This window comes from Faecalibacterium sp. Marseille-Q4896 (assembly GCF_017377615.1).
GTDB lineage: Bacteria > Bacillota > Clostridia > Oscillospirales > Ruminococcaceae > Faecalibacterium > Faecalibacterium taiwanense.
Genome location: NZ_JAFREG010000006.1, coordinates 59095 through 76919, shown reverse-complemented (window position 1 = coordinate 76919; position 17825 = coordinate 59095). Strand labels below are relative to the sequence as shown.

Genomic DNA, 17825 nt, shown 5'->3' with positions numbered 1-17825 from the left:
TGCCAGCTCCCCCAAAGGGGGAGCTTTTATCATACGTTACGATTAGATGGATGAAACCTCGCCCTTCGGGAGAGGTGGATTTGCGAAGCAAAGACAGAGAGGGTTATAAAATAAACTTCTCCACAGCCTCGGCCACACCGTCGTGGTCGTTGTCGGCGGCAGTCACATAGTCGGCCACGGCCTTTACCGGCTCTTCAGCGTTCTGCATGGCCACGCCTACACCGGCGTACTCGATCATGGAGCGGTCGTTCAGGCCGTCGCCGCAGGCCATCAGGTTTTCGCGGCCAAGGCCCATGTGCTCCAAAAGGGCGGCAAGGCTGCCGTCCTTGGCAACGCCCAGCGGCACGGCTTCAATAAAGAACGGGCTGGAGGGGTACAGGTCGATGCGGCCGTCAAACTGCTTTTTGCCGGCGGCCCACACTTCGTCCCGGCGGGCTGGGTCCAGCGTGATGAGCATTTTGCAGATGGGGTAATCCACATACTTTGCCAGATCGTCCACGCCGGTCATGGGCAGCTTGCAGGTAAAGCACTCGCGCAGTGCCCATTTGTCGTCCGGGTGCTCGGTGACAACGCCTTCTTTATTATAGGTGATAATGGTCACGTTCTGTGCGGCGGCAAAGGCGCACAGCTCGGGTACGTACTGGGCATCCAGCTGTTTCTGGTACAAAGTCTCGCCGGTGCGGCAGTCGATGATCTTGCCGCCGTTGTAAGAAAGGATGCAGCCGCCCTTTTTATCCAGCCCCAGTTCCTTTGCCAGCGGCAGCACGCCCGCGGTGGGACGGCCGGATGCCAGCACGATGGTGACACCCTTTGCAATTGCGGCATCCAGTGCGGCGCGGGTGCGGGGTGTAACTTCCTTCTGGCTGTTGGTCAGGGTGCCATCCAGATCCAGTGCCAGAACTTTGATCTCTGCCATATAAAATCCTCTCAACTTATATAAAGGTAAAAAAGCACTTACTCTCTTATTGTACAATGAAATGCCATCATCTTTCAACCCTTGCAGAGACGTTTGTGGAAAAAGTGGTGGCACTTGAGCAGGATTTTACATCCCTTTCCGGCTTTTTACGTTGGCGCGGATGCAGCCGCACCGGTTTTACCAAAGCTTTGCGGCGGCATGGTTTTTCCCCGCAAGGCGGTGCGCTACAATAAAAGCGTTCCCACAAGAAGAAAAACGGGGCCTGAGGCAGGCCCGCAATGTTTGATTGAATGAAAAGAGAGGATCACGTCATGAAAGAAAACAAGATCTCCCGCCGCAGCTTTCTCAAGTTTGGCGCAGCTGCTTCTGCCGTCGGCATGATGGCTGCTGCACCCGTTGCCGCAAACGCAGCACAGCCGGATGCGGATGCCGCAGCCGACGAGGAAAACTGCCTGCTGGGCCTGTTCCAGAAACCCAAGTACATCTTCCTGTTCATCGGCGACGGCATGGGCACTGCCCAGATCCAGTCTGCCCGCTTCTACAAGGGCACCGTGGACAACAACGGCGCTGTGACCGAGGCCGACCTGAGCTTCACCAGCTTCCCCACCGTGGGCAGCGTGACTACCTACGACAGCACTTCTTTCTGCCCGGACTCCGCTTCCACCGCAACCTCCATCGCCACTGGCCACAAGACCGAGAGCGGTGTCATCAATATGTGCCCGTGGACCCGCGATGTGCCCTATGAGACCATTGCCGAAAAGCTGCACGCCCAGAAGGGCTACAAGGTGGGCATCATCTCCTCGGTCAATATCGACCACGCCACTCCCGCCGCCTTCTACGCTCATCAGAAGACCCGCAAGAACTACTACCAGATCGGCGTGGAGCTGGCAAACTCCGGCTTTGAATACTTTGCCGGCGGCGAGTTCCAGAAGGTGAACGGCGACGGCACCGGCCCCAACAACCACGAGGTGGCTGCTCAGGCCGGATACAATGTGGTCACCACGCAGGCAGGCGCTGCCGCCCTGACCGCAGGCGCAGGCAAGACCCTGATCATTGCCGAAAATCTGGCCGACGGCAAGGCCATGAACTACGCCATGGATGCCGCCGCAGGCGAGTGGCAGCTGACCGATTACGTCAAGAAGGGCATCGAGCTGCTGGATAACCCCAAGGGTTTCTTCCTCATGACCGAGAGCGGTAAGATCGACTGGGCCTGCCATGCAAACGATGCCGCTGCTTCCATCCACGATGTGCTGGAGATGAGCAACGCCGTGCAGGCAGCTGTGGAGTTCCAGAACAAGCACCCCAACGAGACCCTGATCCTTGTCACCGCCGACCACGAGACCGGCGGCATGGCCATCGGCTACAAGACCACCAACTACGACACCTTCCTGACGAACCTGACCCACCAGAAGATGTCCTACGCAAAGTTTGATTCCACCTATGTGCAGAACTACATCGCCAACAAGACCCCCTTTGAAGCTGCCATGCAGGATGTGAAGGCAAACTTCGGTCTGACCCTGCCCACCGACCCGGATGCCGCCAACGCCGGCAAGCTGCTGCTGACCGACTACGAGGTGCAGAACCTGCGCACCGCCTACGAGCGCACCCTGAAGGTTGGCTCTGCCAGCCAGAAGGACATGTCTCAGCAGGACTATGAGCTGTACGGTACCTATATCCCGTTCAGCATGGCAATCTGCCACACCATCAACCACAAGTCCGGTATGGATCATACCACCTACGCCCACACCGGTGCCATGGTGAACGTCTACGCCAACGGCGTGGGTGCGGAGAAGTTCGGCGGCGTGTTCGACAACACCGAGATCTTCCACAAGCTGGCCGACCTGACCAAGGTCAAGTAAAGCTTCACCGGACTGATTTTTCACATTTTCCCGGATAAAGTAAAACCTCCCCGCTCTGGAACCGCAGCGACTGCGGCCGGGCAGGGAGGTTTTGCGTTGATTATGCTGTTTGCCTTTGCGGCTCCGCGGGTGAAAAAACAAATCGGGAAAGTCCGCAGACTTTCCCGATTTGTAATTTAGAAAATGATTCCGCTGAATATGGCCAGAGCAAAGCGGAGGCCATTCAAAATTTAATTGTTGATCTCCGGGAAGCCCTCCAGCTTACTGGTGCAGTGGGGGCAGCGCACTGCCTTGATAGAGATCTCGCTCTGGCAGTAGGGGCACACCTTGGTGGTGGGCTCTGCGGGAGCTTCCGGCTCAGCAGGCTTCTTGTGCAGGGCATTGATGGTCTTGATGACCACAAACAGCACAAAGGCCACGATCAGGAAGTTGATGATGGCATTGATAAAGGAACCAATGCCGATCATCACGTCACCCACATGGATGCCGACGTCCGAGAAATCGGCGTTGAAAAACAGGCCGATGGAGGGGTTGATGATGTCGTTCACCAGTGAGTTGACGATGGCGGTAAAGGCACCGCCGATCACAACACCGACTGCCATATCCAGCACATTGCCGCGCATGGCAAAGGCCTTGAACTCTTCAAAAAACTTTTTGATGCCTTTCACTTCTTTTTCTGCCATAAGAAAATCCACTCCTTTACTCCCTTTATGCCGCAAGGGAACGTATTTGCGTCTATGATAGCGGATTTTTGGCGTGATTGCAAGGGAAAATGACAGCCTCAGCCCTCTTTTGGCAAAAAATAAAACGGGAAAGCCCGCAGACTTTCCCGTTTTGCAAGGATGAAACAGTTTTTACTTTTCCGGTGCAGTAAAAGCGATGGGGGTAGCACCTGCAGCGGCATCCACACTCAGCAGGGAGATGGGAGCGACCTCGTAGTGCAGGGTCTCAAAGCTCTGGGTCTGGCCGTCCTCGGTGGTGAACTCCAGAATGTAGGTCACGTCGGACTGCTTGTCAGCCTCCACGTCGCGGGTGATGACGATGTTTTCGCCGTCAGCCAGACCGTTCTCGCCGGCCAGATTGTCGCCCTTCTCGTCGCTGCCTGCATCGTACAGGTACAGCTCGGTGACGGTAGAACCGGTGGTGTTGTACACAGTGTACTCAGCGGTGGTGGGCTCAGCTGCTTCGCTGGAAGCAGCCTCAGAGCTTGCAGCCTCGGAAGAAGCAGCAGCAGAAGAAGCCACAGAAGAGGAAGCGGCGGTGGAGGATGCAGAAGAACCGCAGGCGGTCATGCCAACAGCCAGTGCTGCAGCGGCAGCAACGATCGCAATGTTCTTGAGTTTCATGTGAAATATACTCCTTTGAAATTTCTTCGTATTCAGATCAACCAACAGGATGTGATGGATGATGAAGACGATTATACGGGAATTTCGACAAAAAATCAAGACGCCTATGTACATTTTGAACGATGAAACAGGAACTGTTACCAATTTGACATGAAATTGGAACATTTTAACATGAGTTGACATGAAGCAAAGTTTTGTAGGAAAGGCTGCTTGCCGTTTCGTAAAAAGACAGCCCCATGCAGATCTTGATCTGCACAGAGCTGTCTGGTCGGAAGGTTAAAGAAGGCGCAGCACCAAATGGTCTTACTTGGGCTGGCGGCCGATGTAAGCCAGAATGCCGCCGTCGGCGTACAGAATCTGACCGTTCACAAAGTCGGAAGCGTGGCTTGCAAGGAACACGCAGGGGCCCACCATGTCGTCCGGCTCACCCCAGCGGCCTGCGGGGGTCTTGGCGGTGATGAACTGGTCGAAGGGGTGGCGGCTGCCGTCCGGCTGCACCTCCCGCAGGGGTGCGGTCTGGGCAGTGGCAATGTAGCCGGGGCCCATGCCGTTGCACTGGATGTTGTACTCGCCGTACTCGGAAGCGATGTTCTTGGTGAGCATCTTCAGTGCACCCTTGGCGGCAGCGTAGGCGGAGACGGTCTCGCGGCCCAGCTCGCTCATCATGGAGCAGATGTTGATGATCTTGCCCTCGCGCTTTTCCATCATGTCCGGCAGAACGGCCTTGGAGCAGTTGAAGGCACCGCCTACATGCACGTCGATGACCCGCATAAAGTCGGCGTGGCTCATCTCAATCATGGGCACGCGCTTCATCAGGCCGGCATTGTTTACCAGAATGTCCACAGGGCCGACCTCGGCCTTGATCTTTGCAACCATGGCGTTCACAGCGTCCTCATCGGACACGTCGGCCACATAGCCGTGTGCGTCGATGCCGGCTGCCTTGTATGCTGCAAGGCCCTTTTCAAGGCTTGCTTCGGAAGAGCAGTTGAAGCAGATGGCGGCACCGCACTTGGCCATGCCTTCGGCGATGGAAAAACCGATGCCGTGGGCACCGCCGGTGATCAGAGCCACCTTGCCCTGCAGGTTGAAAGCGGAAAGATCCATGATTTTCTCCTTCTCAAGTTAAATTTTTAGCAAAAAGCCCCGTACCGGTGGACCCGGTACGGGGCTTGTGTATGGTGCTTTTTAGCGCAGGTCAGTGGTAGCGATGTTGTCCATGTCGTCAAACTCCATGTTCTCGCCGCCCATTGCCCAGATAAACGTATAGTTCGAGGTGCCTACGCCGCTGTGAATGCTCCAAGAAGGGCTGATGACAGCATCCTCGTTGTGCATCACGATGTGGCGGGTCTGGGTAGGCTCGCCGCACATGTGGAACACCACCTGCCCCTCGGGCAGTTCAAAGTAGGTATAAATTTCCATGCGCCGCTCGTGGGTGTGGCTGGGCATCGTGTTCCAGTTGGAACCGGATTCCAGTTCGGTCATACCCATGCTGAGCTGGCAGGTCTTCAGCACATCCGGGTGGATGAACTGATTGATGGTGCGCTTATTGCAGGTCTCGACGCTGCCCAGAGGACGGTGATTTGCATCGGCCATCTTGATCAGGCGGGTCTCGTAAGAGCAATGTGCGGGAGCGGATACCATGTAGAACTTGGCGGGATGCTCCGGGTCGGCGGAAGCAAAGGTGACTTCCTTGGTGCCCTTGGTGATGTACAGGCAGTCCTTGTAGCCCAGCTCGTACTTCACGCCGTCGGCCACCACGATGCCGGTGGAATCCTTGCCGATGTTGAACATGCCGATCTCGCGGCGCTCCAGAAAGTAGTGGGTGCCGAAGTTTGCCCACACATCGATGCCCTTGTCGATGGACACGGTCTCGTGCACCGGCATGCAGCCCAGCGTGACCATGCGGTCCACATGGCTGTACACAGCAACGACCTCATCGGCCTTGTACAGGCCGGTGATGAGCATTTCGTCCCGCATTTCCTCAGTGGTATAGCGCTTGAAATCCTTCTGGTTGCAGGAGTAGCGGATATCCATTCTGGACTCCTTCCTGCAATTAGCGCTGGATACGGCCGGAACCGTCGCCGCCAGCCAGCTTCTCGACCTCGGACACGGTCATCATGTTGTAGTCGCCCTCGATGGAGTGCTTCAGAGCAGAAGCAGCAACAGCGAACTCAACAGCTTCCTGAGTGGTCTTGCCGGTCAGCAGGCTGTAGATCAGGCCGCCGCCGAAGGAGTCACCACCGCCAACGCGGTCGATGATCTTCAGCTCGTACTTCTTGGAGAAGCAGTACTCATTGGAAGCAACATCGTACAGCATTGCGCTCCAGCCGTTCTCGGAAGCGTTGTGGCTCTCACGCAGGGTGATAGCGACCTTCTCGAAGTGGAACTTGTCAGCCAGCTGCTTTGCAACGCTCTTGTAGCCCTCAGCATTCAGCTTGCCGCCGTAGATATCGGTAGCCTCGGCCTCGATGCCGAACACGTCCTTTGCGTCCTCCTCGTTGGAGATGCACACGTCAACGTACTGGCACAGATCGGTCATGGCAGCGCGGGCCTGCTCACGGGTCCACAGCTTGCCGCGGTAGTTCAGGTCGCAGCTGATCTTCACGCCGTGAGCCTTAGCAGCCTTGCAGGCCTCGCGGCAGATCTCGACGACATTCTCGCCCAGAGCCGGGGTGATGCCGGTGAAGTGGAACCAGTCCACGCCCTCGAAGATCTTATCCCAATCAAAGTCGGAGGGCTGAGCCAGCTGGATGGCACTGTTGGCACGGTCGTAGATGCAGACGGAACCACGCTGAGAAGCACCCTTCTCGTTGTAGTAGATGCCAACGCGATCGCCGCCGCGGGTGATCATGCTGGTGTCAACGCCGTAACGGCGCAGGCTGTTGACAGCGGCCTGACCGATTGCGTGTGCGGGGAGCTTAGTGACGAAAGCTGCGTCCAGACCGTAGTTGGCCAGAGAAACAGCAACGTTTGCCTCGCCGCCGCCGAAGCTGAACTCCAGGCTGTTAGCCTGAACGAAACGCTCGTAGTTGAACGGCTGCAGACGAACCATCAGTTCGCCAAAAGTAACGACTTTCATTGGTTATTCTCCTTTTATTTACAGGTGTTTATGACCTTCTGCTGCGGGGCATCCCCGGCGCAGCAGGGCTTTCACGGATAGGGGAGCCGGAGCTCAGGCCTGAACCAGATGGAATGCGAAGCCGCCGATCTCGTCTGCAAAGTAGCAGGCGATGGTCTTGCCGTTCTTCACGTTCTTGCTGTCCAGATCGAACTTCACGCCGCGCTGAGACAGGTGATAGATGGCACGGTCGACGTTGTTGCAGCCGATGGCGATGTGGCCATTGGTGCCGCGGCCGGGCTTCTTCATGATCTCAAACTCCTTGTTGCCCACAAAGATACTGGAATTGCCGGGAGCGACCTTCATGTTCAGCAGGCTGCCGATGAGGTTTGCCAACTTCATGGCCTCTTCCTCGTTCTCGGTGTTGATGCCAATGTGCATCAGCTTCAGGCCCAGCATGGTGTCAACAGCTTCCTTGCTCTGAGCGGTGATCTTTGCCCAGTCGCCGGCTTTGATCACGTCGCTCTTGCACATCCAGGTGCCGCCCACAGCGAAGATCTGGTCATAGCCCAGATAATCGTTGACGTTCTTTGCGTTGACACCGCCGGTGCACATCCAGCGTGCGCTCTTCAGGGCAGCGCCGATGTTCTTCAGCATGCCGACACCGCCGTTTGCCTCAGCGGGGAAGAACTTCAGGGCCTCGCAGCCCATGTTCATAGCCTGCTGCATCTCGCCTGCAGAGCAGGTGCCGGGCATCATAATGCCGCCCTTGTCGATGACGTGCTTGCAGACTTCGGGGTCGAAGCCGGGAGCAACGATGAAGGATGCGCCTGCTGCCATTGCACGGTCAGCCTGCTCGGTGGTCAGGACAGTGCCTGCGCCCAGCAGCATCTCGGGCATCTCCTCGTGGATCTTGCGGATGCACTCCTCAGCGCATGCGGTACGGAAGGTGACCTCAGCTGCGGGCAGACCGCCGTCAGCCAGAGCCTTGCACAGGGGCAGGGCTTCATCAACGCTGTTAAAAGCGATAACAGGGATAATGCCGATCTGATAGACCTTTTCTACGATGGGATTCATAAATGCATTTCTCCTTTTAGTTTGAACTCTCTTGGTGCGCGTGGGCTGCCGTTTAGGCATGGTGCACCCACTGTGCGCTTGTAATATTAGTATAAACGACGGAAACAAGTTTGGTAATGCTCAACAAGCACAATGTTTTGCATAAGAGCTTGTATACATTGCACAAAAATGACGAATGACCTGAAAAGCAGGGCCGTTTTGCCCCGGTTTGCTCAGATGCCGAGCCTGCCGAACAGCTCTGCAACGCCGTCGTGATCGCAGTCGGCTTCGCTCACAATGCTGCCAATGGCCTTGATCTGGGGCATTCCGTTGGCCATAACAGCGGCGATCCCTGCCTTTTCCAGCATGGCGCGGTCGTTCTCGCTGTCGCCCACGGCAAGGGTATTCTCGTGGGGGATGCCCAGCAGGTCGGCCAGAGCCAGCAGGGCACTGCCCTTATCCACACCGGCAGCGGTCACTTCAATGTTATCCGGCGAACCCTGCACCACGGCCACGCCCGGGATAGCCTGAAACTTTGGCAGGGCAGCGGCGGTCTTTTCGGTGCTGTCGAAGAACATGCACAGTTTTTCAATCTCGTGCGCATGGCGGGACATCCAGCTCTCGATGCCGGGAATGACGGTAAAGCGGCCGTCGGTCAGGTTCTGCCGCGCCTCGGAGGAGAGAAAGTGGGCGGTGCGGGAGGTGAGCTTTGCAATGCCCTCCGGAGTCTTGATGGCAAGGCCGTCGCTGAATACGCTCAGCTCGCCATCGTACTGCTGGAACAGGTCAAAAGCTTCCCGTGCCACTTCTGTCGGCATCAGGCGGTGCAGCAGGCAGGCGGGTTCGCTGGTGTGGCGCTGGGCAGCGTTGGCATAGCGGCTGTGCACAGCACCCATGGGGTCATCACCAAGGTCCCACACGGCGGCACCGTTGGAGGTGATGGCATACCGGATGCCGGGCAGCTTTGCCACAACAGGCGGCAGACTGGCCAGTGGGCGGCCTGTGGCGGGCACCACCACCACGCCATGCTCTACAGCGCGGGCAATGGCTTGACGGGTGGCAAGGGTGACCTCGTTGTTCCGGTTCAGCAGGGTGCCGTCCAGATCCAGCGCGGCAAGGCGGACAAGGGGAAAGCTTTGCAACATAATGGCTCCTTTTATAATAGGTACGCTCAAAAACAGAGCGCAAGTTTACAACACTCTTTTTATTTTATCGCACCGGAAAGGTTTGCGCAAGATGGCGTGATGTGGTATAATTATATCTTATCACATTGAAAATATAGGAGAAATACCATGAATCCCAAACAATTGTGGAGCCGGCGCCGCCCGCACCTGTGGTTCCAGCTGTACTGGGTGGTGTATCTGATCTGGTTCTTCTGGCTGGATCTGACCATCAAAGATCCCAAATATATCATCCACGCCCCGCTTGATGACCGGATCCCCTTCAATGAGTGGTTCATCTTTCCGTATTGCAGCTGGTTTGTGCTGCTGGCTGGTGTGACGGCCCTGCTGTGGTGGTGCGACACCCAAAGCTACGATAAGCTCTGCCTGACCATGTTTTCCGGCATGACCTTCTGCCTGATCCTGTACATGCTGCTGCCCAACGGTCTGGATATCCGCCCCACAGTGGATGCGGTGGGCCGCAGCAACATTGCAATGAGCATCATGCAGCTGATCTGGAGGGCGGACGCCTCGGTCAATGTGTGCCCGTCTATCCATTGCCAAAGCTCGGCCTGCATGGCACTGGCGTTCAGCCACAGCAAGCTGGCAAAGGAGCGCCCGGCCCTGAAAATTCTGGCCTGGGTGTGGGCTGCACTGATCTGTGCGTCCACAGTGTTCACCAAGCAGCACTCCATCATTGATGTGGTGTGCGGTCTGGCCGTGGCCTTTGTGTGGGTGCCGGTGGTGTACCGTTCCGCTAAAAAGTAAACGCAGCAAAAGCCCTTCACCCGGAGGGCTTTTGTGCTGCCATGGGGCCTGTCTTGACAAAACAGAGAAAAATGTTGGCGATTTTTAGCTGCAGCCACACTTGACAGCCGCCCTGTGGTTGGGTAATATGGTCTTGATAACTTCAATACTAGTATATCAATTTTTGCTTTACACCGGAGGTTGAAGGGAGAGAGACCACATGCCATTACTGAGTGCGCGCGAAACGGCATACCAGACGATCCGCAGCCGGATCATCACGATGGAGCTGAAGCCCGGTGATCCGCTGAATGACCGGGAGCTGGCCGAAGAGCTGGGCATCAGCCGCACGCCCATGCGGGAGGCTTTGCTGATGCTCAATCTGGCCCGCATGGTGGACATCAAACCGCAGAGCGGCACCCATGTGGCACCCATCAACCTGAAGTTGATGGAGATGGAGCAGTTTGCCCGCTATACACTGGAAAAAGAGATCCTGAACCGGCTGCGCGGCCGTGTGACACCCCGGCAGGAGGAAGAATACCGCAGCAACATTGAGACATACCGTGTGCTGGAAGCGGATATGAGCCAGCCGGACCGCACTGCCCGTATGCTGGAGCTGGATAATGCATTCCACCGCAAATCCTTTGAGTTGTGCGGCATGGAAGCTCACTACGACCACATGCTGGCCAGCCTGCAGCATGTGGAGCGCATCCGCAAGTTCAGCCTGCTGACCGAGGAAAACAAGTCGGTCTGCTCCTCGCACACGGCAATTCTGGAAGCACTGCTGCACGGCAGCACGGACGACGTGAGCGAAGCGCTGGAAAGCCACCTGAGCCGGTATAAGCAGTCGGTGGCGCAGGCCCGCAGCGTCCACCCGGAATATTTTATTGATGAATGAACTTGAGGGAGAAACCACTGGAAGAGGGCAGGTTCCTCTTTTTTGCATAAAATATAAAAAAATTGAATTACTTGAATCACGTTATTGACCAAAACAGCGTTTTGCGGTAAAATCGAGGTGCAACAGGCATGGTATCATGCCGGTTCCCGACGCAGTGTGCCGTGGGGCGCGGCTGTGCGATCCCTTTATAGAATAAGGAGGTCTTAAGCAATGAAGGCCAAACGATTGATAGCTCTTGCACTGGCAGCAGTGTTCCTGCTCAGCGCGGCAGCAACGCCGGTGTTTGCCGCAGCAGCTCTGCCGCAGGAAAATGCAGCGCTGGAGCAGCAGAATGATATGGTTTCCATCCGGCTCAAAGCCACGGGCGACCTTGTTTATGGCTCCAACTACAAGCTGGAGGTGCAGACCAACCCTGCCGATACCCAGTATATCGGTGTTGTGGTGGGCGTTGGCGGCGAAGCGAATGGCTATGTGACGCTGGTGCTGTCGGATAAGATCCGCACGCTGCTCAAGATGATCCCGCTGCCCAAGAAGATGTCCAAGACACCGGATCAGGCAGAGGAGTTCAATGTGTACAGCTACCTCAAGCAGCTGATCGACGGCAACGATGTCAGCGTGCTGCTGCGGGTGGCCGATGAGGCCGTCTCGGTGATGGATGTACTGCACTTCTATGTGCCTACCATCGATCAGGTGTCCAACGGCCTGCGCCTTGCGCTGAACCTGATCCGCAAGTATCTGCCGGAGGGCGCGTTCAGCCGCATTTATCTGGACGAGCAGCCGGTGGATGCCGGCAACTATGTGGCCGGTGCACTGGCGCTGGAAAGCAGCGATATGAACACCGCAGGCTTTGCCATGTTCAAGATCAAGCCCAAGACAAACGGCGTGCGCATGTACTGGGCACAGCAGGCCGAAAAGCCCATGACCGCCGTAGAGCTGCAAAGCTTCAATGAAGCGGCTGTGCTGGAAGTGGATGGTCAGGTGGTGCCCACCGATAAGATCCGCTACAGCTACAAGAAGTCCGGCTGGGGCAGTGATGCCACCAGCGAGCTGCCCACAGAGCCGGGCACCTATGTGCAGACGGCAGAGATCGGCGGCAATTACTCCTGCAGCAAGATCAGCCGCAACATCACCGTAAAGTGATGTCGTAAAGCAAAAACAAGACCCCGCACCAGAAGGTGCGGGGTCTTGCTGTATCTTATGAGAAAAACGGGATCACATGCGGAAATGGAAGCCCCAGCCGCCGCAGCAGCAGTTGCAAAGCAGGTTCAGCAGGATCATGCTCCAGCACCACTGCATCAGGCCGCCGGGGCTGGTGTAGGTGGCCTGTGTGGTGCGGTAGGTCTGGCCGGGGTTCTGCATCCGGCGCAGGTGCATCTGGTACTCGGTGTTGCCCGGGTCCAGCTGCACGGCACGGCGGGCATCCTGCAGCGCATCGATGCGGTTGCCCAAGCCCTGATTTGCGAGGGAGGAAAGATAATACCACCGGGCATTGCGGCCGGTCATGCCGTCCAGCACGCGGCGGGCCTCCGCATAGCGGCCATTGGCCACAAAGTTGCGGGCGGCCTGCATCTCCGGGCTGTCGGAGCCGGAATAGCTTGCGCCCTGCTGGCCGTAACCCTGCTGGTAGCCGCCAAAGCCAAACCCGAAACCGAACGGGTCAAAGCCATCGAATCCGTCAAAACCGCCGTAACCGTTCTGATAACCCTGCTGCTGGTAGTTCTGCTGGCCGTAACCCTGTTGTTGGTAGCTGCCGTAGGGATTTCCGCCCATCTGGGGGCCGGTCTCGCCCTTGGTAATGGCATCGTAAGCCGCCTGCACTTCCTTGAAGTGCTCTTCGGCGGTAGGATCGTTGGGGTTCAGGTCCGGGTGCCAGCGCTTGCACTTGGCGCGGTATGCTTTTTTGATCTCGTCATCGCTTGCGCCGCGCGAAACGCCCAGCACCTCATAGGGGTCTCTCATGGATATACTTCCTCACGTCTCATTTCGCGCAGCCACAGCGCCGCGCAATATTTATAGTCTACCGTATTGCCGTGGAAAAATCAAGACAAAGCCGCCATTCAGCCACGGCTGCGGGCCTGCTTGGCTGTTTTGCAGTTGTATTTGAGCCATACGCCGGAGTAAAGGATGTTGCGCAGCAGGTCTGCGTCCTCCACGCAGGGCAGACGTTCAAAGCTCTGGGCACACTGCGCCAGCAGCAGCTCAAAGATCTCTTTCATCTCTTCCTCATAGCCGGGCTGCTGGCTGAGTGCTTTCAGCGGATTGTAGGCCCCCTTGCGCTGGTCATGCTCCAGATCGTCATAGGCATCCAGCAGGTAGATGAACTTGCCCAGATGGAAGCCGATGCTGCGCAGCTCCGGTGACCAGTGATCCTGCCGGTAGTCGAACAGCTCTGCCATCAGCTCGCCAAAGCAGCCGGACACGGCATCCAGATCTTCGCTCCCGGCAGCTTCATATTCTGCCAGCCTGTCCAGACAGGTGCGGATGGCGCTGCACTGACGGGGCCAGCGGCTCTCGGCAGCCTGCTTACAGCCGGTAAGCAGCTTTTCATATCCAAGGCCCAGCAGGCTGCGGTCGTCCTTCCACTTATCCTCGGCGTTGTAGTAGTGCAAGGCTACGCTCAGATCTGCACAGTAATCGGTGGGGGAGGCCGCCCGCCATTCCACACCGCCCAAGGGGTGGATGGGGCACCGGTCGTGGCCGGAAGAAGCTTCGGTCTCGCCCTCGTACAGGCTGCACAGCAGCAGGTTCAGGAAGGTGAGGTCATAGCTCAGCGTAAAGCGGCCCCGCAGGCCGTGCAGTGCGTCGATGCGGCGGCACAGCCCGCAGTAGGCGGTGCGGTAGCGCTTTTGTGCTTCGTCCGAAAGCGCAGCCTGATTGGGCACAACATAACCAAACATGGCCGCTCAGCTCTTTTTGATGAACTGGGTGCCGCAGCGCGGGCAGGAGATCTGAATGCGGCCGCGGCCACGGGGCACACGCAGCTTCTGGCGGCACTTGGGGCAGCGGTAGTAGTGGTAGAGCTTGCGGTTGGCCCACTGATCCTTCAGACCGCGGAACTTACGGTCTACGCGGTCCTTCAGGGCATAGTACTGGTAGTTCTCCTCCGTGCGCTTGGAAATGTTGCGGCTGAGCGAGCGGTAGTAGCACAGCACCAGCAGCACCAGACCCAGCCATGTGAACAGGCTGAAGCGGGTGAGCAGCGAGATCAGCAGCAGCACGATGGACGCGATGCTCAAAAACTGGTTTAGGCCATCGGTACCGTAGCGGCCGATCATAAACTGACGGAATTTTTCTCTCATAACTCCTGCATCCTTTGTTTTGGAATCAAAGCGGGCGCGCCCGCCGTTATTTTACAGTTCTTAGGATACCAGTCAACCATGATGAAATTTTGAACAGAGTGCAAATCTATCATGAAGGGACGGAAATTAAGCTTCCCGGCAGCGGATGGTCACCACGGCATCGGTATCCAGCGCACCTTCCATGCGGCAGTGCAGCACGGCGCGGCCCGCTTCGCCGGTAGTGGCAAGGTAGGTGCCCGCCATGCCGCCGCGCAGCGGCACCACGCTGGGACCAATGATCTTCAGCGGGCCGTCCACGCTCAGCTGAACGGCTTCGCCGCAGTAGGGCAGCAGGCTGCCGTTCTGGTCGATGGCGCGCAGGCTGACGGCGGCGCAGTCCCAGGTGGGGCCGTCGGTGAGGATGGGGTTGTGCACGGTGCATTCCAGCCGGACGCTCTGCACCGGTTCCCGCACCACGGTGCGCACGGTGCGGCCATGCCACACGGCTTCAAAACGGTAGGCTGCGCACGGTGTGCCCAGCACGCCGATGTATTTGTAATACATGCGGGCTACCTCGTTCCAGCTCAGCCGCAGCGAAAGCATCCGCGCCTTGGAAAGCGGTGAAAGCTCCATGGCATCCCGGCGCATCTCGTTCAGGATAGCGGCTGTCATCTGGGCGGAGGCCGGGTCCATGCCCTCGTACTTTTCCAACAAAGAACCCACAAAATCGTTGATCTCAATGGGCGGATGCGTCATGGCGGCAAAACGGCCGTGCCGGTCAGGCGTGAACTCGGCAATGTAGTCGTTGCCGCGGTACAGCCGCACGCTTTCGGCGTTGGTGAACACCCAGCAGGCTGTGGGAACGCCGCCGGGCAGGTCGCCCAGTGCCATGCCGGAAGAGACTTCCAGCACGATGTCCGAGGGGGAACGCGGCGTTTTCTGGCTTGCATATACCGCCGCCGAAAGCTTCGGGTTGCGGAACATATCCATCACACCGTGGTAGCAGATGCGGTCGCCGCTGCCAAATTCCCGGTGGGTGTTGTAATCGGCCATGCACCAGCCAAAGCTGCCGGCCACACCCTGCTGTGCAATGGAATCGTTGATCCCGGCGGCATAGCGCAGAGCCTGCACCAGCCGGTGGGTCTCGTCGTCAAAGGGCTTGGTGGGCAGCTGCTGCCCGCCGAACTCGCTGATGAGGTAGCCTTTGCGGGGGTCGGAAGTCACCGCGGCGCGGGCTTCGCAGGCGGCACCGCGCCCACGGTAAGAGTAATCGTTGTAGGCGTAAACATCCTCCAGCAGCTGGCTCTTGCGGTGGTTCCGCGCGCCTGCCGTGGGACGGGTGGGGTCCAGCCGGTGGATGGCCTCGTTGGTGCGCTTATAAAACGCTTCGTCGTCGGCGCTGCCGTTCACACGGGCACCCCACAAAAAGATGCTGGGGTGGTTGCGGCACTGGCATACCATTTCGCGGCAGTTCTGCAAGGCCTGCGCCTTCCAGCTCTCGTCGCCGATGTACCGCCAGCCGGGCATCTCGGTGAACACCAACAGGCCCAGCTCATCGCAGGCATCCAGAAACGCCGGGCTCTGGGGGGAATGGCTGGTGCGCACTGCGTTGCAGCCAAGGTCTTTTTTCAGGATCTGAGCATCCAGCCGCTGGATGCTGTCCGGCATGGCATAGCCCTGATAGGCGTAGCTCTGGTGGCGGTTCAGGCCCCGCAGCTCCACGCGCTGACCGTTCAGGTACAGCCCGCCTGCCACGAACTGCACGGTGCGGAAGCCGAAGCGGATGGTCTTTTCGTCCAGCACACGGTCCGGCAGACCGGCAGAGCCGGGGCGGATCAGCTGTACGGTGAGGGTGTACAGGGTGGGATGCTCGATGCTCCACGGGTGCACACCGTTCAGCACGCCGGTGATGGGCAGGGAAAGCTCGCCGCTGTAGGCGGCGCGGCTGCCGGAAGGGCTGCGGATCTCGGCCTGCAGGGTGCAGCCTACCGTCTCACCCACGGTGGAGGTATAGATGCGGAAATCGCCCTCGGCCTTTGCCTCGATGAACACATCCCGCAGATAGGCGGGTTCCTTGATGTCCAGACTGACGGCACGGTAGATGCCGCCGTAGGTCAGGTGATCGATCTGCCCGCCAAAGGGCGGAATGTTCAGATCCTCGCGGCTGTCGCAGCGCACAGCCACCACGTTTTTCTGCCCCAGATGCAAAGCGCTGGTCAGATCTACCGTGAAGGCGGTGTAGCCGCAGGCGTGGTGGAACAGCCGCCGCCCATTGCAGAACACGGTCGCGTCATGGGCAACGGCACCAAAGGTGAGCAGAACAGTGCGGCCTGCCCACTCTCTGGGGGCAAAAAACTCCCGCCGGTAGCCGCACAGGCACTGGTATTCATTTTCGTTGCAGTAATTGTAGGGCAGCACCCGCACAGTGTGGGGGATGCGCACCGGTTCCAGTTCCAGTCCGCACTCCGGCCGCACCAGTGCCGGGTCGAACCGGGGCGTGAACAGCCAGCCTTCGTTCCAATCGTAGTGTTCCATACAAGGGTCTCCATCCTGCTAAAATCACTTTACATCTTATAGTAACACAAACTTATGAACGAAAAAAGAAGCGGAAGGCGCTTTGAAAAAGGTTTTTTACTGTTTTTGGCACGAAATGGCGTGGACTGCAAAGAAAAAGAGGCTCAGAGCAGCTTACGGACTGTTCTGAGCCTTTGGATCAGAAATTGATTTTCCGATCAGCGGATAAAATTGGTCATGGGGCGCTTGGGGTTCTGCGGGTGTTCAAAGCCAGCGGCCCTGCCTGCTTCGATGCAGTGCAACAGCCATGCCATGTTGCGGCCCAGCTCCTGCATTACAGCGCAGCCCTCGGCATCCTGCAGCACCTGCTCGGCATTGGAGCCGTGCACCATGGCCCAGTAGGAGCCGTTCACCAGCGGCATGTGGAAGAACTGCGGGTACTTTACCAGCTGGTCCAGCGTGGTGGTGGTGCCTGCACGGCGGGCCGAGCAGCAGATGGCGGCGGGCTTGTAGGCCAGATATCTGCCGCCCGCGTAGGCAAGGCGGTCCATGAAGCTGGTCATGTTGCCGGATGCGGATGCATAGTGCACCGGGCTGCCGAACACGAAGCCATCGGCAGTTTTGGCCTTCTCGATGGCCTCGTTGACCACGCCGCCAAACACGCAGCCGTTGCCTGCGGCACAGCCGCCGCAGCCGATGCAGCCGCCCACGGGTTTGCCGCCGACATGCAGGATCTCAGTGTCCACACCGGCATCGTTCAGTTCCTTTGCAATGAGCGAAAGGGCGGTATAGGTGCAGCCTTTTTCGTGCGGGCTGCCGTTGATGAGCAGAACTTTCATGGGAATACTCTCCTTTTATGCCAGAATGCGCCGCAAAAGCCCGGCGCTGCCGATTTTATTGTAGCACAAACCGCCAGACGGCGCAACGCGCGGCCCTTGACAAGAATATGCAGTTGGGTGATAATAAAGTGATACAAAAAACGTGTTTGCAGCCATA

The 17825-nt window shown here is 57.9% G+C and carries 18 protein-coding genes; 5 read left to right on the top strand and 13 right to left on the bottom strand.

Going from position 1 to position 17825, the window contains the following annotated elements; translation table 11 throughout:
• Window positions 1–103: 103 nt before the first annotated feature.
• Entirely contained in the window at window positions 104–916 is an 813-nt protein-coding gene (locus J3348_RS10480) for a Cof-type HAD-IIB family hydrolase (RefSeq protein WP_120080576.1), read from the bottom strand.
• 95 nt (window positions 917–1011) lie between these two features.
• On the opposite strand from J3348_RS10480, the gene J3348_RS10475 reads away from it, so the two are divergent.
• Together J3348_RS10475 and J3348_RS10470 are read left to right on the top strand one after the other, a co-directional pair.
• Window positions 1012–1149: a hypothetical protein gene (locus J3348_RS10475; RefSeq protein WP_154255525.1), complete on the top strand. Its 138-nt coding sequence runs from the start codon at window positions 1012–1014 to the stop codon at window positions 1147–1149.
• A gap of 78 nt (window positions 1150–1227) precedes the next feature.
• Window positions 1228–2775, top strand: a complete 1548-nt coding sequence (locus J3348_RS10470; RefSeq protein WP_242702957.1) for an alkaline phosphatase — start codon at window positions 1228–1230, stop codon at window positions 2773–2775.
• 230 nt (window positions 2776–3005) lie between these two features.
• Here J3348_RS10470 and mscL read toward each other — a convergent pair whose 3' ends face one another.
• From mscL to J3348_RS10435, 7 genes are all read right to left on the bottom strand, one after another.
• On the bottom strand, window positions 3006–3458 hold the full coding sequence (mscL, locus tag J3348_RS10465; RefSeq protein ID WP_207698935.1) for a large conductance mechanosensitive channel protein MscL: 453 nt from the start codon (window positions 3456–3458) through the stop codon (window positions 3006–3008).
• Between the two features lie 171 nt (window positions 3459–3629).
• The gene (locus J3348_RS10460) at window positions 3630–4121 is read right to left on the bottom strand and encodes a hypothetical protein (RefSeq protein ID WP_044953969.1); all 492 of its coding nucleotides are present in this window, start codon (window positions 4119–4121) and stop codon (window positions 3630–3632) included.
• A gap of 303 nt (window positions 4122–4424) precedes the next feature.
• Window positions 4425–5225 (bottom strand): gluconate 5-dehydrogenase, encoded by an 801-nt coding sequence (locus J3348_RS10455; protein WP_097774328.1) that lies wholly within the window; start codon window positions 5223–5225, stop codon window positions 4425–4427.
• A gap of 81 nt (window positions 5226–5306) precedes the next feature.
• On the bottom strand, window positions 5307–6155 hold the full coding sequence (gene kduI, locus J3348_RS10450; RefSeq protein WP_005944042.1) for a 5-dehydro-4-deoxy-D-glucuronate isomerase: 849 nt from the start codon (window positions 6153–6155) through the stop codon (window positions 5307–5309).
• 19 nt (window positions 6156–6174) lie between these two features.
• Window positions 6175–7200 (bottom strand): sugar kinase, encoded by a 1026-nt coding sequence (locus J3348_RS10445; protein ID WP_005944043.1) that lies wholly within the window; start codon window positions 7198–7200, stop codon window positions 6175–6177.
• Window positions 7201–7293: 93 nt separating this feature from the next.
• Window positions 7294–8256: a bifunctional 4-hydroxy-2-oxoglutarate aldolase/2-dehydro-3-deoxy-phosphogluconate aldolase gene (gene eda, locus J3348_RS10440; protein ID WP_207698934.1), complete on the bottom strand. Its 963-nt coding sequence runs from the start codon at window positions 8254–8256 to the stop codon at window positions 7294–7296.
• Window positions 8257–8468: 212 nt separating this feature from the next.
• Entirely contained in the window at window positions 8469–9380 is a 912-nt protein-coding gene (locus tag J3348_RS10435; protein ID WP_097774331.1) for an HAD-IIB family hydrolase, read from the bottom strand.
• Window positions 9381–9527: 147 nt separating this feature from the next.
• On the opposite strand from J3348_RS10435, the gene J3348_RS10430 reads away from it, so the two are divergent.
• From J3348_RS10430 to J3348_RS10420, 3 genes are all read left to right on the top strand, one after another.
• Window positions 9528–10163, top strand: a complete 636-nt coding sequence (locus J3348_RS10430; RefSeq protein ID WP_005944050.1) for a phosphatase PAP2 family protein — start codon at window positions 9528–9530, stop codon at window positions 10161–10163.
• Window positions 10164–10362: 199 nt separating this feature from the next.
• The gene (locus J3348_RS10425) at window positions 10363–11037 is read left to right on the top strand and encodes a GntR family transcriptional regulator (protein ID WP_207698933.1); all 675 of its coding nucleotides are present in this window, start codon (window positions 10363–10365) and stop codon (window positions 11035–11037) included.
• A gap of 210 nt (window positions 11038–11247) precedes the next feature.
• Window positions 11248–12177, top strand: a complete 930-nt coding sequence (locus J3348_RS10420) for a hypothetical protein (RefSeq protein WP_207698932.1) — start codon at window positions 11248–11250, stop codon at window positions 12175–12177.
• Window positions 12178–12249: 72 nt separating this feature from the next.
• Here J3348_RS10420 and J3348_RS10415 read toward each other — a convergent pair whose 3' ends face one another.
• From J3348_RS10415 to J3348_RS10395, 5 genes are all read right to left on the bottom strand, one after another.
• Window positions 12250–12996, bottom strand: a complete 747-nt coding sequence (locus J3348_RS10415; protein ID WP_154255515.1) for a J domain-containing protein — start codon at window positions 12994–12996, stop codon at window positions 12250–12252.
• A gap of 98 nt (window positions 12997–13094) precedes the next feature.
• Window positions 13095–13934 (bottom strand): DUF5685 family protein, encoded by an 840-nt coding sequence (locus J3348_RS10410; RefSeq protein ID WP_097777430.1) that lies wholly within the window; start codon window positions 13932–13934, stop codon window positions 13095–13097.
• A gap of 6 nt (window positions 13935–13940) precedes the next feature.
• On the bottom strand, window positions 13941–14336 hold the full coding sequence (locus tag J3348_RS10405; RefSeq protein ID WP_005944061.1) for a hypothetical protein: 396 nt from the start codon (window positions 14334–14336) through the stop codon (window positions 13941–13943).
• Between the two features lie 126 nt (window positions 14337–14462).
• A complete protein-coding gene (locus J3348_RS10400; protein WP_154255514.1) occupies window positions 14463–16850 on the bottom strand; it encodes a glycoside hydrolase family 2 TIM barrel-domain containing protein in 2388 nt (795 codons plus the stop codon).
• Between the two features lie 197 nt (window positions 16851–17047).
• Window positions 17048–17668, bottom strand: a complete 621-nt coding sequence (locus J3348_RS10395; protein WP_005944067.1) for a flavodoxin family protein — start codon at window positions 17666–17668, stop codon at window positions 17048–17050.
• Window positions 17669–17825: the final 157 nt, after the last annotated feature.

What these genes read in the sequence shown, in the direction of transcription:
- J3348_RS10420 (WP_207698932.1), top strand. Translation starts at nt 11,248, where the DNA reads ATGAAGGCCAAACGATTGATAGCTCTTGCACTGGCAGCAGTGTTCCTG.
- J3348_RS10480 (WP_120080576.1), bottom strand. Translation starts at nt 916, where the DNA reads ATGGCAGAGATCAAAGTTCTGGCACTGGATCTGGATGGCACCCTGACC.
- J3348_RS10400 (WP_154255514.1), bottom strand. Translation starts at nt 16,850, where the DNA reads ATGGAACACTACGATTGGAACGAAGGCTGGCTGTTCACGCCCCGGTTC.
- mscL (WP_207698935.1), bottom strand. Translation starts at nt 3,458, where the DNA reads ATGGCAGAAAAAGAAGTGAAAGGCATCAAAAAGTTTTTTGAAGAGTTC.
- J3348_RS10470 (WP_242702957.1), top strand. Translation starts at nt 1,228, where the DNA reads ATGAAAGAAAACAAGATCTCCCGCCGCAGCTTTCTCAAGTTTGGCGCA.
- J3348_RS10395 (WP_005944067.1), bottom strand. Translation starts at nt 17,668, where the DNA reads ATGAAAGTTCTGCTCATCAACGGCAGCCCGCACGAAAAAGGCTGCACC.
- eda (WP_207698934.1), bottom strand. Translation starts at nt 8,256, where the DNA reads ATGAATCCCATCGTAGAAAAGGTCTATCAGATCGGCATTATCCCTGTT.
- J3348_RS10435 (WP_097774331.1), bottom strand. Translation starts at nt 9,380, where the DNA reads ATGTTGCAAAGCTTTCCCCTTGTCCGCCTTGCCGCGCTGGATCTGGAC.
- J3348_RS10460 (WP_044953969.1), bottom strand. Translation starts at nt 4,121, where the DNA reads ATGAAACTCAAGAACATTGCGATCGTTGCTGCCGCTGCAGCACTGGCT.
- J3348_RS10455 (WP_097774328.1), bottom strand. Translation starts at nt 5,225, where the DNA reads ATGGATCTTTCCGCTTTCAACCTGCAGGGCAAGGTGGCTCTGATCACC.
- J3348_RS10425 (WP_207698933.1), top strand. Translation starts at nt 10,363, where the DNA reads ATGCCATTACTGAGTGCGCGCGAAACGGCATACCAGACGATCCGCAGC.
- J3348_RS10410 (WP_097777430.1), bottom strand. Translation starts at nt 13,934, where the DNA reads ATGTTTGGTTATGTTGTGCCCAATCAGGCTGCGCTTTCGGACGAAGCA.
- kduI (WP_005944042.1), bottom strand. Translation starts at nt 6,155, where the DNA reads ATGGATATCCGCTACTCCTGCAACCAGAAGGATTTCAAGCGCTATACC.
- J3348_RS10405 (WP_005944061.1), bottom strand. Translation starts at nt 14,336, where the DNA reads ATGAGAGAAAAATTCCGTCAGTTTATGATCGGCCGCTACGGTACCGAT.
- J3348_RS10415 (WP_154255515.1), bottom strand. Translation starts at nt 12,996, where the DNA reads ATGAGAGACCCCTATGAGGTGCTGGGCGTTTCGCGCGGCGCAAGCGAT.
- J3348_RS10430 (WP_005944050.1), top strand. Translation starts at nt 9,528, where the DNA reads ATGAATCCCAAACAATTGTGGAGCCGGCGCCGCCCGCACCTGTGGTTC.
- J3348_RS10445 (WP_005944043.1), bottom strand. Translation starts at nt 7,200, where the DNA reads ATGAAAGTCGTTACTTTTGGCGAACTGATGGTTCGTCTGCAGCCGTTC.